This window comes from Tenuibacillus multivorans (genome assembly GCF_900103915.1).
Taxonomy (GTDB): domain Bacteria; phylum Bacillota; class Bacilli; order Bacillales; family Alkalibacillaceae; genus Tenuibacillus; species Tenuibacillus multivorans.
The window spans coordinates 167,387-185,101 of record NZ_FNIG01000003.1 but is presented as its reverse complement, the minus strand read 5'-3'; the positions used below and the strand labels follow the sequence as shown (position 1 = coordinate 185,101).

The window sequence follows — 17,715 nt, the reverse complement described above, 5'->3', positions numbered from 1 at the left end:
AGTTAGGTTAGGGGTGAATTTATGCTAGAGAGTAGAATGAATTGGAACATACATAAAGTTGAAGAAACACCCGATATTGATTTACCTTTTTCAAGTTCAAGTGTGATTAAACGAATGTTAGTCAAACGAGGTATACATACATCAGAGGATGCTAATCAGTTTTTACAGGCTGATATAAATGATTTGCACGATCCTTTTTTGTTTCCTGATATGGAAAAGGCTGTTGATAGGGTACAGCGTGCTATTCAAAACGATGAACAGATCCTTATTTTCGGTGATTATGATGCTGATGGGGTAACATCAACCGCAGTTATGATCAAAACATTACGGGATTTAGGGGCTCATGTGAACTATTATATTCCGAACCGGTTTACGGAAGGATATGGCCCTAATGAACAAGCTTTTAGAGAGGCTAGTCAAGCTGGTGTAGATTTAATTTTGACCGTTGATACCGGGATTGCTGCCCCTAATGAAGCCAGGATAGCTAAGCAGCTTGGAATGGATTTAATTATTACGGATCACCATGAGGAACAGGATGAAATGCCTGATGCTTATGCGATCATTCATCCTAGACTTGCGGAGACCTATCCATTTGATAGTCTTGCAGGCGTTGGGGTTGCCTTTAAGTTAGCTCATGCGTTATTAGGCGAGCTACCAAAAGATTTATTAGCATTAGCAGCGATTGGCACTGTGGCGGATTTAGTCCCATTAAAAAACGAGAACCGAATCATAGTAAAAAAAGGCCTTGAAGTTTTAAAACATACAACGGATCCCGGTTTAGTTGCGCTTAAAAAGTTTGGTAAAATAGACGACAATTTAACTGAAGAATCAATCGGATTTATCATAGGCCCTCGCTTGAATGCGGTCGGAAGATTACAGGATGCTTCACTAGCGGTTGATCTATTACTAGAAGACGACGAGTTAATCGCTGTGGATATGGCTGAAGAAATTGAACATATAAATAAAGAACGACAACAAATCGTTGCTTCAATTGTTGATGAAGCGATAGATGAGATTGAAGCGAAGCATAAAGATGATAAGGTCATATTATTAGCAAAAGAAGGATGGAATCCGGGCGTATTAGGTATTGTCGCTTCACGTATTGTCAATCAATACTTCCGCCCAGCGATTGTGTTAGGAATAGATTCGGAAACAAACGAAGCGAAGGGTAGTGCTCGCAGTATTCCATCCTATGATATGTTTAAAAATGGTATGGAATTGCGCCATCTATTTTTACAGTTTGGCGGCCATGCCCAAGCCGCAGGGATGACGGTTGCAGTTGATCATATTGATGACTTAAGACGTGCCTTAAATGAACAGGCAGATGAACGTTTAGATGAAGATGATTTTCAACAAACGTTGGAAATAGAAGATGAGATTAATTGGGATGAGATTGATATTGAATTCCCTAAACAGTTACAATATTTAGCCCCATATGGAATGGGTAATGCTAAACCGTATTTCCAAATGAGTCATTTGACCTTACGTGAGGCTCGTAAAATCGGTGCGAATAAAAACCATGTTAAAATTACAGCGCTTAGTGATGATGAACGAATTGAGATGGTTGGCTTTCAGCTCGGACATGTTGCCGATCAGTTAACTCCCGGTTGTCACATTGATGTTGTCGGTGAAATCGAAGTAAACGAATGGAACGGGCATCGTAAGCTGCAAATGAAAATAAAAGATTTGCGCTGTTTAGAAACTCAGTTGTTTGATTTTCGTGGTCAAAAACAGTTGGATGCCGTTCCAAATGAAGGAGTTGTGGCGGTTACGTTTACAGGTCAATCATCATTTTTAGATTATCCATTGGTTGATTATAATAAGGGTAAACTCCAGTTAAATGAACAATTAAAAGACGTTAAAAAAATCATGTTTATTGATTTACCTCATCAACTAGAATCGATCCAAGAGGTATTATCCATGACGCCATATCATTCCATTTACGCTTGTTTTGAAAACCATAATCAGGAATTTTTTAGTAATCATTGTAACCGTGACCAGTTTAAACGTCTTTACGTTACACTGACACAGCATAAAACTATTAAGGAAGCACAAAAAGGTCAGTTAGCTAAAGCTAAAGGTTGGACGTTAGAGCAGTTAGATTTTATGCTTCAAGTGTTTTTTGAGCTGAATTTTGTTACAATGGAGAATGGTGACATAGTTTTAAAAACCGACGTCAATCAACAACCACTCAAAAATTCGACAAGCTATCAAGAAAAATTACAGCAAATTAAGGTCGAAGAAACTTTGTATTATTCAACAACAAAAGAACTTAAGGATTGGATGTTTGCTCAATTGGAGCCTCATATGAAGGAAGGAGAAATTGTACATGGATTATAAACAGTACATTACCATTGTTGATGATTGGCCTAAAGAAGGTATTAAATTTAAAGATATTACAACGTTAATGGATAATGGTAAAGCTTTTAAATCAGCTGTAGATGATATTGTAGAATACGCTAAGAAAAAAGATGTTGATATCGTTGTTGGACCAGAGGCACGAGGATTTATCGTCGGTTGTCCGGTTTCTTATGCCTTAGGAATTGGGTTTGCTCCAGTGCGTAAGGAAGGTAAGCTTCCGCGTGAAGTAATAAAAGTTGATTACGGTTTAGAATACGGTGAGAATGTTCTTACCATACACAAAGATGCGATTAAACCGGGACAGCGTGTTTTAATTATCGATGACCTATTAGCTACAGGTGGAACGGTTGAAGCTTCCGTTGATTTAGTTGAACAACTCGGAGGCGAAGTAGCCGGTTGTGCCTTTTTAATTGAGTTGTCTTATTTAAACGGTCGAGATAAATTAAAAGGATATGATGTCTTAACGTTAATGGAATATTAATTGTATTCGGCTGGCTCACCAAAAGAGTCAGCCGATATTATAATTAATCAAAAATATTTGACTTAACTTTACAATTTTCTATAAATTATTAATAATATAACAGTGACTTGATTTTATTTGGATGACTAGGTGATTGTATGGCAAAACATCAAACGAAGACAATCGAAGAAGTTTTAGGGGAAGCAAGCCAGTATATAAATGAACAAAATACGGCTTTGCTTCGACATGCTTATGAATATGCAGAACAGGCTCATGAAGGACAAGTACGAAAATCTGGTGAAGCATATATTATCCACCCTGTTCAAGTAGCTAGCATATTAATTAACTTAGAGATGGATCCAGCTACGATTGCTGGTGGGTTCCTTCATGATGTCCTAGAGGATACAGATGTTACATATGACGATTTAAAAGAGGAATTCAGCGAAGAAATCGCATTATTAGTCGATGGTGTCACCAAATTGGGTAAAATTAAATATAAGTCTAAACAGGCTCAGCAAGCGGAGAATCACCGAAAAATGTTTATTGCGATGTCTAAAGATATTCGGGTTATTTTAATTAAGCTAGCTGATCGCTTACATAACATGCGGACATTATCCCATCTTCCGGAGGAAAAACAACGACGCATCGCCAATGAGACTTTAGAGATTTTTGCCCCATTAGCGCACCGGCTCGGAATCTCCACCATTAAATGGGAACTAGAAGATACGGCACTACGCTATATGAATCCACAACAGTACTACCGAATTGTCCATCTGATGAAACAAAAACGAGATAAACGAGTTCAGTATATTGAACAAGTGATTGATGAAATTAACTCTCAGCTTGGGGATGTCAATATAACAGCTGATATTTCTGGACGTCCGAAACATATCTATAGCATTTATCGAAAAATGGTTCATCAGAAGAAAGATTTTAATGAAATTTACGATTTATTAGCGGTTCGGGTGATTGTTAAAAGTATTAAGGAATGCTATGCCGTCCTTGGAATCATCCATACTTGTTGGAAACCGATGCCTGGTCGTTTTAAAGATTATATTGCAATGCCGAAGCCGAACTTATATCAATCACTTCATACAACCGTAATTGGTCCAAAAGGAGAACCGTTAGAAGTTCAAATTCGTACACAAGATATGCACGACATTGCTGAATACGGGATTGCGGCACACTGGGCCTATAAAGAAGGTAAAACAGGAGCCGATCAGCAAAAGGATATGTCACGACAGCTCACTTGGTTTAGAGAAATATTGGAGTGGCAAAATGAAACGAATGATGCAGAAGAATTTATGGAGTCACTTAAAGTCGATTTCTTCTCTGATATGGTGTACGTATTTACGCCTAACGGTGATGTGATTGAGCTTCCAAGTGGGTCCATTCCGTTAGACTTTGCTTACCGTATTCATACGGAGGTCGGTAATAAAACGATTGGAGCAAAAGTAAACGGAAAAATGGAACCATTAGATTATAAGCTTAAAACAGGGGATATAGTTGAAATCCTAACGTCTAAGCATTCCTATGGTCCGTCTGAGGATTGGCTTAAAATTACCCAAACGACACAAGCTAAAAATAAAATTAAACAATTTTTCAAAAAGCAACGACGTGAAGAAAATGTGGAACGAGGCCGGGAAGCTGTCGAAGCTGAAATTAAAAATCTTGGTTTTCAACCGAAGGAAGTGCTCGTTGAGGAAAATATCCAGCTAGCGTTAGATCGCTTTCATTTTAATACAGCTGAGGACCTTTATGCAGCTGTTGGTTATCAAGGTGTCACAGCCCAACAAGTAGCAAACCGAGTGACTGAAAAGCTTCGGGAGAAAGAACGCGCAAGAGATTTAGAAAACTCGATTAAAGAAATGCAGCAAGAGGTTGAAAATAAACGTCGTCGTTCTTCAGGATCAGGGGTTTATGTTAAAGGAATAGATAATTTATTAATCCGTTTATCGAAATGCTGTAACCCAGTACCTGGTGATGACATTGTCGGTTTTATTACACGCGGTCGTGGCGTTTCCGTTCATCGAAGTGATTGCCCAAATATTAAACATGAAGATGAATCAAGACTAATTGAAGTTGAATGGGACAACCTAGAGCAGGAGCGAAAAAGCTATAGCGTTGACCTTGAAGTATCAGGGTTTGATCGAAGTGGATTTCTCAATGATATCCTTCAGGCTATTAATGAAACGAATACCAGCATTACAGCTGTGAATGGAAAATCAGATCGCCACAAAATGGCTACGATTAACTTAACCATTTTGATCCATAACGTCGACCATTTAAAACGAATTGTCGATCGGATTAAAAAAATCCGCGATGTGTTTGCCGTACAAAGAACGTTACATTAAGGAGTTTTGGTTTACATGCGAGCAGTCATACAACGTGTCACAAAAGGAAATGTGGATGTAAAAGAGGAAACAACAGGTGCGATTGAACAAGGGCTAGTCGTTTTAATCGGTGTCACACATGAGGATACTGAAAAAGATGTTGAATTTCTAGCAGATAAAATAACAAATTTGCGTATTTTTGAAGATGATCAGGAAAAGATGAATTTGTCTGTTAAAGATGTTGGTGGAAAAATATTATCGATTTCTCAATTCACCTTGTACGGTGATTGTCGTAAAGGAAGACGACCAAACTTTATGCAAGCAGCCAAACCTGAATACGCTAATGAACTTTATGAAAAATTTAATGAACGGGTACGTGAATTAGGAGTACCTGTTGAGACTGGCGTTTTTCAGGAATATATGAAGGTTTCATTAATTAATGACGGCCCGGTTACATTAATTTTAGATACAGACCAATAATAAGTCTTGACAGATGGAAAAAAGCCATATATGATAAGTGAAACATTTGAATACGAAAAACTGATGAAGGAAAGAGTAATAAAGAATTAACGATTCAGAGAGGGTTTATCATAGGCTGAGAATAAACCTATTCGTTAACTTTATGAAAGACATTCTGGAGGTGCCGCATCGAACCTATAACTTAGTAGGTGCTGGCCGCTTTAAAAGCGTTACATAATGAAGTGAAAGTGATTATCATCACTTTAATCAGGGTGGCAACACGGGTATACTCGTCCCTATCAAAGTTAATATGGCTTTGATAGGGACTTTTTTAATTTTAAAATAATTTTAACGTTGTGACGAACAAAAAAAGGAGGGGCTTTAATGAATATCCATGTTCCTAGAGGGACAGAAGATTTATTACCTGAAACGGCAAAAAAATGGCAAGCAATAGAGGAACAGTTAATCCATTTAGCACAAATCTATCACTATAAAGAGATTCGTACACCGATGTTTGAACGAACCGAACTATTTCAACGAAGTGTTGGGGATTCGACGGATATCGTGCAGAAGGAGATGTACACTTTTCAGGACCGAGGTGGACGAAGCTTAACCTTAAGACCTGAAGGAACAGCTTCAGTGGCACGTGCTTATGTCCAACATAAAATACACGGCTCACCGGAACAACCGACGAAGTTATATTACATGGGCCCGATGTTTCGTTATGAAAGACCGCAGCAAGGACGTACGAGACAATTTACCCAGTTTGGAATAGAAGCAATTGGTAGTGCACACCCTGCCATAGATGCCGAGGTCATGGCCTTCGCAATGGCTTGTTATCAATCGCTAGGATTAAAATCATTAAAATTAGTAATCAACAGCCTAGGTGACAAAGAAAGTCGCGAGGCTCATCGCAATGCTTTAGTTGATCACTTTACACCGGTTAAAGATGAGTTGTGTCAGGATTGCCAAAACCGACTAGAACAAAATCCTTTACGGTTATTGGATTGTAAGGTAGATCGGGATCACGAAGCGATGAAAACAGCACCTTCGATTTTGGACTATCTTAACGAAGAGTCGTCTCGTTATTTTGAACATGTTAAAAAACACCTCGATGCCATGGGGATTGACTACGTCGTCGATGATACGTTAGTGAGAGGATTAGATTATTATACACATACCGCGTTTGAAATTATGAGTGAAGCAGATGGATTTGGCTCAATTACAACGCTATCTGGTGGTGGACGGTATAACGGTCTGATTGAAGAATTAGGTGGGCCAGATATTTCGGGGATCGGCTTCGCCCTAAGTATTGAACGTTTAATTATGGCAATAGAAGCTGAAGGTATTGAACTCGAGTACGATGAGACGGTTGATTGTTATGTCATTGCAATCGGTGAAGATGCCAAATATACTGCTTCAAACGTTGTTTATCAGCTTCGTAAAGACGGAATTAAAACGGATCAGGATTACTTAGATAAGAAAATGAAAGGTCAATTTAAAGCAGCTGATCGAATAGGAGCAGCTTACGTTTGTATCATTGGTGAAGATGAAGTAAACCAAGGTGTTGCAAATGTTAAGAATCAACAGTCTGGTGAACAAAAGACCGTTCAAATCAAGGATATATCAACAGAAATTAAAGCAGGCTTTTAAGGAGGAAACAACAGCATGGAAAGTCGTACACATTGTGGCTTAATTACAAGTGAATTAGTTGAACAGAAAGTATTATTAAAAGGATGGGTTCAAAGACGGCGTGACCTGGGCGGATTAATATTCGTTGATCTACGTGACCGCTCTGGTATTGTTCAGGTCGTCTTCAATCCTGATATTAATCAAGGAGCATTAGAAACAGCAGAAAAATTACGTGGCGAATATGTTGTCACCATTGAAGGAACCGTGAAAAAGCGAGATGAAAATACCGTTAACCCGAAGATGAAAACTGGCGAAGTTGAAGTGGTAGCTGAGCGTGTAGAAATTTTAAATAAATCAAAAGCACTCCCGATTAAAATTGAAAATAAAACGGAAGCTACAGAAGAAATCCGTTTGAAATACCGTTATCTAGATTTACGTCGTGAAGAGATGCAGGAGACGATGAAATTACGTCACCTCATATCACAATCTTTTCGCCACTATTTAAATCATCAAGGCTTTTTCGAGATGGAAACGCCTATGCTGACCAAAAGTACCCCTGAGGGCGCGCGTGACTATCTTGTTCCGAGTCGTGTTCACCCTGGTGATTTTTACGCTTTACCACAATCACCACAATTATTTAAGCAATTGCTCATGATTTCGGGTTACGAAAAGTATTATCAAATTACGCGTTGTTTCCGTGATGAAGATTTGCGTGCTGATCGTCAACCAGAGTTTACGCAACTAGATATTGAAACATCCTTTATGTCACAGGAAGAGATTATGGCTATGACGGAAGAAATGCTTCAATCTGTCGTAAAAGAAGTAAAAGGTGTTGATGTTGCAACGCCATTCCCGCGTATGACCTATGATGAAGCGATGGAGCGTTACGGCTCAGACAAACCAGATACACGATTTGAGATGGAACTGGTTAATGTAAGTGATGTTGTCGCTGATAGTGGATTCAAAGTATTCAAAAGTGCTGTTGAATCAGGTGGAAAAGTTAGTGCCATTAATGTTAAAGGTCAGGCAAACAATTTTTCAAGAAAAGATATTGATAAACTGACAGAATCTGTTTCTGTTTATGGTGCAAAAGGACTAGCGTGGATGAAAGTAGACGGAAATGAATTTTCCGGACCTATTGCGAAATTTTTCGAAACAGATGAAGTCCAAGCGTTAAGTGAAAAGCTAAACGCAACGGATCAGGACCTATTGTTATTCGTTGCTGATAAAGCAAACGTTGTTGCTGATAGCTTAGGAGCTTTAAGGTTAAAATTGGGTAAAGAGCTTGGCTTAATTGATGAATCCAAACTTAATTTCTTATGGGTGACGGATTGGCCACTATATGAATACGATGAAGATGAAGGACGTTACCATGCGGCTCACCACCCTTTTACGATGCCACAGACACAAGATATAGATCGTATTGATGAAGATCCTGCAAACGTTAAAGCACAAGCCTATGATGTTGTATTAAATGGCTATGAGTTAGGCGGTGGTTCGCTACGTATTTATCAAAAAGAGCTTCAAGAACAAATGCTGAAAACGCTTGGATTTTCCGAAGAAGAAGCAGAAGAACAATTCGGTTTCTTACTTGAGGCGCTTGAGTTTGGAGCCCCACCTCATGGTGGAATCGCGTTAGGTTTAGACCGAATTGTGATGATTTTGGCAGGTAAAACGAATTTACGGGATACAATCTTGTTCCCGAAAACGGCTTCAGCAGCCGACTTATTAACTGATGCACCATCACCAGTCGATGGAAATCAGCTAGATGAATTGTATTTAAAACTGCAACAAAAGTCAGATGAGTAATGGAAAAAAATACATCGAAATGACTACGTTATCAGTGTTGAATTGCGTTTATTGATGTGCTATTATTCAATTACACAATTAATTGAGCACAAAACAATCCTAATGTGTTCGTCTATCTTCACATGTTTTGACCGAACACTTATAGAAAAGGGAGTCTGGTGTTTTCATATGGCGTAAATGCCTCATTGAGGACTTACAAAGTATGGAACAGGACACCCACCTGCCGGGAGCGGGTTCAAAACTATAACCAGATGGACGGCACGATTGGGATTGTATACATATTTTAAACGGAAAAAAGGCTATTTGCATGATTAGTGCAAATAGCCTTTATTAATACCATTTATTTTGCGATTTGTCGCAAATTCCCATTTTTCTCCATCTGAAAGGCTGGTGAGGATAGTGATTGATCTTCATCAAGGACAACCATTTTTCGGGCACGATCCATGATCTGAATGAAAGTTTGGTAATCCTCTTGTAAGTATTGATAATCTTGATTTAATTTATCAATTTTGCTTTCTAATTGAGCTTTTTCCTCTTTTAACCTTTCATTTTCTTTTTTTAATTGGACTAACTCTTCAGAGGTAACACGTTGTTCATTAGATTTCAGTTCTTGTAATTGCGCAATAATTGAATCTAGTGTTGTGTGTTCTCCACTTGACTGAGTCTGCGGTTTTGGTTGTGTTTGATTCTGATTAACAGTCTGTAATTTTGATTGTCCTTTTAATTTATGTTTTTCAGCTTGCTTTAATTGTTTACGCTGTCTCTTGGCTAAATCTATCGCTTTTTCATAGTTTCTACGAACTTCTGCATTCCAGCGAAAACCACATGCTGCCGCTGTACGGTTTAATTGATCGCCGACTTCTTCAAATGCGGTTAACTGCGTACTTCCTTCTCGGATATGACGTAATACGGTTTCTGCTAATAATAAATCGTCTTCATGAGACCAAGCGTCTTGTCGAACTTTTACCACGATTTTCATCTCCTTTTTCAAATGATAGTTTTCTATTTCTATCATGTGCAAGATTTTAAAATTATATACATGCAAATTCGCAAATACTACTATTCGCCAATTTGCTTTTTAATATAGTAAAATAGATACTATAGAGTATTGAGCGAAAGAAGGAGTTTTATACATGTTTCATACTGAACCTTTAGCCTATCGAATGCGACCAGAAAGGATAGAAGAAGTTGTCGGACAAGATGAGATTGTGGGCGTTGATACGCCATTATATAAAATGATTCAAAAAGGACATGTTCCTTCAATGCTCCTTTATGGTGAACCGGGTACTGGCAAAACATCATTAGCATTTGCCATATCAGGTTCAACTAACAAAGAGTTTTATGCCATTAATGCGACAACAGCAGGTAAAAAAGATGTTGAGAATATTATTAATGAAGCAAGAATGACAGGAGATGCAATCTTATTCATTGATGAGATTCATCGCTTTAATAAAAGTCAACAGGATTCTCTTCTTAAGGCTCTAGAACAAGGTGTGATTACCTTAATTGGTGCGACAACTGAAAACCCATTTCATAGTGTTAACCATGCGATTCGTTCGAGATGCGGTCAAATTAAACAGTTGAAACCTTTAACAAAGGAAGCGATTATCGAGTTATTAAATCGGGCTTTGTCTGATCAAGAAAAAGGGTTAGGATCATTAAATGTTCATATTGATGATTCACTTATTGAGTTAATTTCGGATACGACTGGTGATGGACGTACCGCTTTATCTCTGCTTGAGGATATTGTTTATGCTTCTGATGAAACCGAAGACGGAATTCAAGTTACAAAGGAAACAGTACAGTATTGTATTCGAAATAAAGGCTTCTCACATGATAATAAAGGTGATATTTATTATAATCTTTTATCTGGACTGCAAAAGAGTATACGCGGTAGTGATGCAGATGCCGCCTTGTATTATCTAGCTCGTTTACTAGAGGGTGGTGATTTAGAAGCCATTTCTAGAAGGCTTTTAGTGATTGCTTATGAGGATATCGGATTAGCGAACCCTCAGTTGTGCGCCCGAGTTCTACCAGCGATTCAATCAGTTGAACGATTAGGGCTTCCTGAAGGTCGAATCCCCTTATCAGTCGTAGCAGTTGAATTAAGTTTATCACCAAAATCCAATACCGCTTACAAAGCATTGGATAAGGCGATTAAACATGTGCAAAAAGGTGTTACCGGTGATATTCCGGTTCACTTAAAGGATGCACACTATCAAGGTGCCAAAGAGTTAGGCCATGGATTAGAATATAAATATCCACATAATTATCCGAACAGTTGGGTTTATCAAGAGTATTTACCTGAATCTATTAGAAATATGAATTATTATCAACCTAAGGAATTAGGAGAGGAAAAGCGTTATAAAAATGTTTATGAAAAATTAGACCATTTAAGACAAGAAAGTCGTAAAAAGCAATCGTAGCTCATACCTGTGCATCTTAAGGTTCTTCATGCTATAATGTCACATGGTTTTAATTCAAAATATAGATAGGAACGTTTAAGGAGGTCCTATAAGTTGAAGATCTCGACAAAAGGTCGTTACGGATTGACGATTATGATCGCTTTAGCTAAAAATTATGGCAATCAACCGTTACCATTAAAGTCAATCGCAAACGAATACGACTTATCTGAACATTATTTAGAGCAATTAATCGCTCCTTTGCGTAACGCTGGTTTAGTCAAAAGTGTACGTGGAGCAAAAGGTGGTTACTTATTAACACGTGAACCTAGATTAATTACCTCTGCCGATATTATCAAGACATTAGAAGGACCCATTCGCCCAGTAGAAGAAATGGACGATGAAGAGCCTTCAAAACGTGAACTATGGAAAAGAATTCGTGATGCTGTAAAGGATGTATTAGAACAAACAACTCTACAGGATTTAATTGAATATCATGACACAAACTATCAAGAAGAGAATATGTTTTATATTTAGATAAATTTTAAAGCTGAGTTATTCATTTGCGAATCTTTACAAATGAGCCTATATTTAAAAGAAGGTGATGAGATGAAACGCATTTATTTAGATCATGCGGCGACGACACCGATTCATCCGTCCGTTAAACAGACGATGAGGGAAGCTATGGAAGAAAGCTTTGGTAACCCTTCAAGCATCCATCATTTTGGTCGTGAAAGTCGAAAAAGATTAGACGAAGCAAGAGCTACCATGGCCAAAAGTATCAATACTAATTACGAATCGATTATCTTTACGAGTGGTGGAACTGAAGCCAATAATTTAGCTATTTTTGGTACAGCCTATGCAAATCAAGATAAGGGTAAACATATCATTACAACACAAATCGAACACCATGCTGTTCTGCATCCATGTGAACAGTTAGAAAAAGAAGGATTTGACGTAACGTATTTACCTGTTGATGAAAATGGCATCATTGATATTATGGATTTGAAAAATGCTTTACGTAAAGATACAATCCTTGTAACCATCATGTTTGCCAATAATGAAACGGGAATGAAACAACCGATTCAAATGATCGGTAACATGCTTGGAAAACGAAACATTACATTTCATACCGATGCCGTACAAGCATATGGTATTGAAGAAATTGACGTGGAACAATTAAGAATCGATCTATTGACTGTGTCCTCTCACAAAATTTACGGCCCAAAAGGGATTGGCTTTTTATATAAACGAGATGGCGTTAATTTAGTTCAGCGATTATATGGTGGAGAACAAGAGCGTACTTGGCGTTCAGGGACTGAGAACACACTCGCTATTGAAGGGTTTAAAAAAGCTGTTGAACTCTTAATGGAAGAACGCAATGGCCGCAATGAGCATTACCAACAGTTATCGGAACGTTTATTACAGACTTTAGATGAACGAGAGGTTGATTATAACGTAAATGGTGAACTTGATTCAGAACATCACGTTCCAAATATCTTAAACCTAAGTTTTTCAGGAATGGATGTGGAAATGTTCTTAACGAATCTGGACCTTTCAGGCGTGGCTGTATCTTCAGGTTCAGCTTGTACTGCGGGGTCCATTGATCCATCTCACGTTATAAAAGCGATGTATGGTGAGGATAGTGAAAGATTACGTAATTCTATAAGGTTTAGTTTCGGAAAAGATAATAATATAGAAGATATGGAACAAGTAGCTGAACGGATTCAATCGATTGTGAACCGCTTAGCATCAAATGTTTAAGGTGGTGAAAATATGAGTGACAATGCAAATACACGAGTTGTTGTTGGAATGTCAGGAGGCGTAGACTCATCGGTTACAGCGTTACTCCTAAAGCAACAAGGCTTTGATGTTGTCGGAATCTTTATGAAAAACTGGGATGATACAGATGAATTTGGAGTCTGTACGGCAACAAAAGATTACGAGGATGTCGTTCGTGTATGTAATCAATTAGACATCCCTTATTATGCGGTTAATTTTGAAAAGCAATATTGGGATAAAGTGTTTACCTATTTTCTAGATGAATATAAAGCCGGTCGTACACCAAACCCGGATGTGATGTGTAATAAAGAAATTAAGTTCAAAGCCTTTTTAGACCATGCGATGTCTCTCGGTGCTGATTATTTAGCGACAGGACATTATGCACAAGTTCGAGAAAAAGATGGTCATGCGGAGCTTTTACGTGGTGTTGATGCGAATAAAGACCAAACGTATTTCTTGAATCAAATACCGAAGGAAATTCTGCCAAAAATAATGTTCCCATTAGGTGGAATGGATAAAAAAGAAGTTAGAGAAATTGCGAAAGAACATGAATTAGCGACGGCAACTAAAAAAGATAGTACAGGCATTTGTTTTATTGGTGAACGTAACTTTAAAGAATTTCTAAGTGAATACTTACCAGCTCAGCCTGGTGAGATGAGAACGCTAAATGGTGAGGTAAAAGGCCAACATGATGGCTTAATGTACTATACGATTGGGCAACGACAAGGTCTAGGCATCGGCGGTTCTGGTGAGCCTTGGTTTGTTGTTGGAAAAAATTTAGATGATAACGTATTATACGTTGGTCAGGGATATAACCAAGACGCGCTCTATGCCGATGGTTTAGAAGCAAATGAAGTAAATTGGTTAGTTGATCAAGATTTTTCACAACCGTTTACTTGCACGGCTAAATTCCGTTACCGTCAAACCGACTGCCCTGTAACTGTTTATCCACAAGAGGATGGGACTCTACTGGTTCAGTTTGATGAAGAGCAACGTGCCATCACACCAGGTCAGGCCGTTGTATTTTACGATGACGAAGTGTGCTTAGGTGGAGGTACGATCGAGCGGGTGTATAAGAATGAGAAAACGGTCAAACATTTAGCTTAAACACAGAAAAGTCAGCACATGACCATGTGGTGACTTTTTCTGCTTTTTACCTTAATATAAAACTAGCTAAGTGGAAGGGGTTATACAATGGATTTAATACAACAAGGACTAGAAGCGATGAAACAAAATAAACTAGACGAAGCAGCAGCTAAGTTCAATCAATTCGTCGAAGAAAATCCCGAAGACCCGGTTGGTTATATTAACTTCGGAAATCTTCTCATTCATATAAAAGAATTTGATCGTGCTACACGTTTCTTTAATAAAGCCTTATCCTTAGACGAATCATTGCCAACAGCACATTACGGTTTAGGAAATGTTTATTTTGAACAAGAAGATTACGCTGAAGCAACACAGCAGTATCAAAAGGCCATCAAGGAAGGATTAGATGAAGCGGATGTATATTTAATGCTTGGAATGTCATTAATGAATCAAGAACAGCCAAAACTAGCTCTTCCCTATTTGCAACGAGCGAGTGAATTGGATTCAGATGATGTCGAAATCCAATTTCAATATGGGTTATCTCTAGCCTATGCTAATCTAATTGAAGAAGCTTTTAAACAATTTAATCACGTATTATCACTAGATGAAAATCATAGCGATGCCCATTATAATTTAGGAGTGACGTTTCTTTATAAAGAACAGCCTCATGAAGCATTAAAGCATTTTGATCGTGCATTAGACATTCAACCCGATCACCTTCTCGCTGGAAATGGAAAAAAACAAGTTGAAGAGCTACTTCATAATCAATAACAATAAAGGAGGCCGAAATTGATATGACAGAAAAAGGATTTGTCAAAGCAAAGTTAAACCATATGATTTTTCATAAAGAAGAGGAACAGTTTTCCATCGCTTCGGTCTCCATTATTGAGTCCAACGAAGAACTCGATGAGGATGAACTTGTTGTCAAAGGTCATTTTCCACCATTAACTCATGGAAATGAATATACGTTTTATGGCACGATGAAAACCCATCCGAAATTTGGTGATCAGTATCAGGTTTTTACATATGAGAAATCTTTACCTAAAACAGAGGATAGTTTAGTTAAGTATTTTGCCAGTGATTTATTTTATGGGATTGGTCAAAAAACGGCCCAAAAAATTGTCGATACACTTGGTATTCAAGCCGTTGATCAAATATTAAGAGACGAATCGGTTCTGGAACGTGTTCCAGGGTTGAATGCAGAAACGAAAAAGCGTTTAATCGGTGACTTACGAATGCATCAAGGCTTTGATCAAGTGACGGTTGAACTAGCTAAATATGGTGTCGGATTACAGCTCGCTCAGAAATTATATGAAGTTTTCCAAGAGAGAACAATCCAACAATTGAATGAAAACCCATATGCGTTTGTGTTTGAAATAGAAGGATTTGGATTTCAGCGAGCAGATGAAATCGCACAAGAGATGGGGATTGAAAAAGATCATCCTAACCGAATAGAAGCAGGTATTTTACACGTGCTAGAGCAAGAATCGACGAATGGTCATGTCTATGTTGATGAGGATTGGCTATTAAATAAGGTTAGTAAACTACTATACCAGCGGCAGCACGTCATTTCCGAGGATGATTTGCAAAATCATTTACAATCATTAGAGGACGATAACCTCATTGTAAAAGAAGACAGACGTGTTTACCTGCCACATCTCTATTTCTCTGAAGAAGGAATCGCCTCGCAAATTAAACGATTAATGGATGTTGAGGAAGATGACACCTTTGAAGAGAGTGAATTATTAAAAATCATTGGAGAAATCGAGGAATCTGAAGGCTTTTCCTATGGCGAAGAACAATTTGAAGCCATTAAAAAGGCCTTGAATGAAAAGGTTTTGATTTTAACGGGTGGTCCAGGTACAGGTAAAACAACGGTCGTAAAAGGAATTATTCACTGCTACGATGCTTTAGTTCGTTCGAGCAAAATGGGAAAACATGATTCCGATTATATTTTAGCTGCACCGACTGGTCGAGCTGCAAAACGCTTATCTGAGGCGACAGGACTTAAAGCTAAGACCATTCATAGTTTATTGGGGTGGTCCGGTGAGGATGAATTCGAATATAATCAGGGTAATCAATTAGAGGGAGAACTGATCATTGTTGATGAGTTTTCCATGGTAGATGTTTGGTTAGCCAATTCCTTATTAAAAGCCATTCCGTCTAATATGAAAATCGTTTTCGTTGGTGATGAAGATCAGCTTCCATCGGTTGGACCTGGACAAGTATTATCCGATTTATTAACAGCCCAGCGAATTCCAACGAGTCATTTATCGGAAATCTATCGTCAAAAAGAAGATTCGTTCATTATCAAATTAGCTCATCACATCAAAAATAATGACATTATTAATATGCCATTATCGAAATCGAGTGATTTTAATTTTATTACCTCTAGTCAAGAAATTACGCTTCCAACCGTGGAGCAGATTGTCCAGCATGCCTTAAATAAAGGATATAAGATGAAGGATATACAAGTCTTAGCACCTATGTATAAGACTGAGGTTGGGATTCACAAGCTTAATCGAACTTTACAGGAAATCTTTAATCCATATCATGAACAAAAGCGTCAAATTCAGCATTTTGACCATATTTTAAGAACCGGTGATAAAGTCATTCAACTTGTTAATCAACCCGATAAAAATGTTTATAACGGTGATATAGGCGAAATAATAGCGATTAAAAAACCAAATGAATCAGAGAGTAAAAAAGATGAGCTCATTATTGACTTTGAAGGCTTACAAGTTTCGTATACGAAACAGGATTTTAATCAGATTATGCTAGCATATGCGATTTCTATTCATAAATCCCAAGGAAGTGAATTTCCGATTGTGATACTTCCAGTTGTCCGAGCCTTTAAACGGATGTTAGTTAAAAAACTGCTTTATACAGCCATTACACGAAGTAAAACGTCATTAATTATTTGTGGCAATTATGAAGCATTTATTGAAGGGGTTCAAAAAGAGAATGCTTATGAGCGTAATACAACATTAGTCGAACGCCTACAAAGTATGTTTTTAGTCGAGCAGATGACGGATGAAGGTGAAGAAGAGAAAGAATTATCACCTTACGATTTCATGTAGTCAATTGTCACATATAGGCGTATAGGACCGAATTAAATCGGGTAACCTTAGGACAAACAATTTTCTCTTTCTATGTTGTTTTAGAATGAAAAGGTGATTAAAGGAGTATGCCCGATGAAATGTCCAAATTGTCAATCTGCTGAAGTGGGAAGAATTGGCGAACAGGAATACTATTGCTGGAGTTGTTTTTTAGAGATGGCATATATAGATGGCCAATTACATGTTCGAGAAATTGAAGAAGACGGTTCGCTCTCTTCATTAGATGATCTGTTTTTTGACGGTAGGTAAGGTTGTCGTTACCCATACTTGGT

General features: G+C 38.0%; 14 protein-coding genes, 1 other RNA gene and 1 other annotated feature. Of the genes, 14 read left to right on the top strand and 1 reads right to left on the bottom strand.

Annotated features, from left to right (window positions below; genetic code table 11):
• The first annotated feature begins 21 nt into the window (after window positions 1-21).
• The 7 genes from recJ to ssrS all read left to right on the top strand — a co-directional run bounded on the left by recJ (window position 22) and on the right by ssrS (window position 9,329).
• Entirely contained in the window at window positions 22-2,340 is a 2,319-nt protein-coding gene (gene recJ, locus BLP77_RS05870; RefSeq protein ID WP_093856190.1) for a single-stranded-DNA-specific exonuclease RecJ, read from the top strand.
• A complete protein-coding gene (locus BLP77_RS05865) occupies window positions 2,330-2,842 on the top strand; it encodes an adenine phosphoribosyltransferase (RefSeq protein WP_093856189.1) in 513 nt (170 codons plus the stop codon). Before recJ ends, BLP77_RS05865 begins: the two co-directional genes overlap by 11 nt.
• Before the next feature lie 137 nt (window positions 2,843-2,979).
• Window positions 2,980-5,175 (top strand): RelA/SpoT family protein, encoded by a 2,196-nt coding sequence (locus BLP77_RS05860; protein WP_093856188.1) that lies wholly within the window; start codon window positions 2,980-2,982, stop codon window positions 5,173-5,175.
• 15 nt (window positions 5,176-5,190) lie between these two features.
• The gene (dtd, locus tag BLP77_RS05855; protein ID WP_093856187.1) at window positions 5,191-5,634 is read left to right on the top strand and encodes a D-aminoacyl-tRNA deacylase; all 444 of its coding nucleotides are present in this window, start codon (window positions 5,191-5,193) and stop codon (window positions 5,632-5,634) included.
• A gap of 54 nt (window positions 5,635-5,688) precedes the next feature.
• Window positions 5,689-5,914 (top strand) — a binding site (T-box leader).
• Between the two features lie 83 nt (window positions 5,915-5,997).
• Complete coding sequence (gene hisS, locus BLP77_RS05850) at window positions 5,998-7,266, top strand: histidine--tRNA ligase (protein ID WP_093856186.1); 1,269 nt, start codon at window positions 5,998-6,000, stop codon at window positions 7,264-7,266.
• A 15-nt stretch (window positions 7,267-7,281) separates the two neighbouring features.
• Window positions 7,282-9,054 (top strand): aspartate--tRNA ligase, encoded by a 1,773-nt coding sequence (gene aspS, locus BLP77_RS05845; RefSeq protein ID WP_093856185.1) that lies wholly within the window; start codon window positions 7,282-7,284, stop codon window positions 9,052-9,054.
• 93 nt (window positions 9,055-9,147) lie between these two features.
• Window positions 9,148-9,329, top strand: a non-coding RNA gene (ssrS, locus tag BLP77_RS05840) — 6S RNA.
• A gap of 65 nt (window positions 9,330-9,394) precedes the next feature.
• Here the strand turns inward: ssrS and BLP77_RS05835 are convergent.
• Complete coding sequence (locus BLP77_RS05835; protein WP_093856184.1) at window positions 9,395-10,024, bottom strand: RsfA family transcriptional regulator; 630 nt, start codon at window positions 10,022-10,024, stop codon at window positions 9,395-9,397.
• 163 nt (window positions 10,025-10,187) lie between these two features.
• On the opposite strand from BLP77_RS05835, the gene BLP77_RS05830 reads away from it, so the two are divergent.
• The 7 genes from BLP77_RS05830 (at window position 10,188) to BLP77_RS15790 (ending at window position 17,692) form a co-directional block, all read left to right on the top strand.
• A complete protein-coding gene (locus tag BLP77_RS05830; RefSeq protein ID WP_093856183.1) occupies window positions 10,188-11,480 on the top strand; it encodes a replication-associated recombination protein A in 1,293 nt (430 codons plus the stop codon).
• 93 nt (window positions 11,481-11,573) lie between these two features.
• A complete protein-coding gene (cymR, locus tag BLP77_RS05825; protein WP_093856182.1) occupies window positions 11,574-11,993 on the top strand; it encodes a cysteine metabolism transcriptional regulator CymR in 420 nt (139 codons plus the stop codon).
• A gap of 72 nt (window positions 11,994-12,065) precedes the next feature.
• Window positions 12,066-13,220 (top strand): cysteine desulfurase family protein, encoded by a 1,155-nt coding sequence (locus BLP77_RS05820; RefSeq protein WP_093856181.1) that lies wholly within the window; start codon window positions 12,066-12,068, stop codon window positions 13,218-13,220.
• A 12-nt stretch (window positions 13,221-13,232) separates the two neighbouring features.
• The gene (gene mnmA, locus BLP77_RS05815) at window positions 13,233-14,345 is read left to right on the top strand and encodes a tRNA 2-thiouridine(34) synthase MnmA (RefSeq protein WP_093856180.1); all 1,113 of its coding nucleotides are present in this window, start codon (window positions 13,233-13,235) and stop codon (window positions 14,343-14,345) included.
• Between the two features lie 87 nt (window positions 14,346-14,432).
• Window positions 14,433-15,095, top strand: a complete 663-nt coding sequence (locus BLP77_RS05810; protein WP_093856179.1) for a tetratricopeptide repeat protein — start codon at window positions 14,433-14,435, stop codon at window positions 15,093-15,095.
• Between the two features lie 23 nt (window positions 15,096-15,118).
• Complete coding sequence (recD2, locus tag BLP77_RS05805) at window positions 15,119-17,404, top strand: SF1B family DNA helicase RecD2 (RefSeq protein WP_093856178.1); 2,286 nt, start codon at window positions 15,119-15,121, stop codon at window positions 17,402-17,404.
• Between the two features lie 114 nt (window positions 17,405-17,518).
• Complete coding sequence (locus tag BLP77_RS15790; protein WP_176752975.1) at window positions 17,519-17,692, top strand: hypothetical protein; 174 nt, start codon at window positions 17,519-17,521, stop codon at window positions 17,690-17,692.
• Window positions 17,693-17,715: the final 23 nt, after the last annotated feature.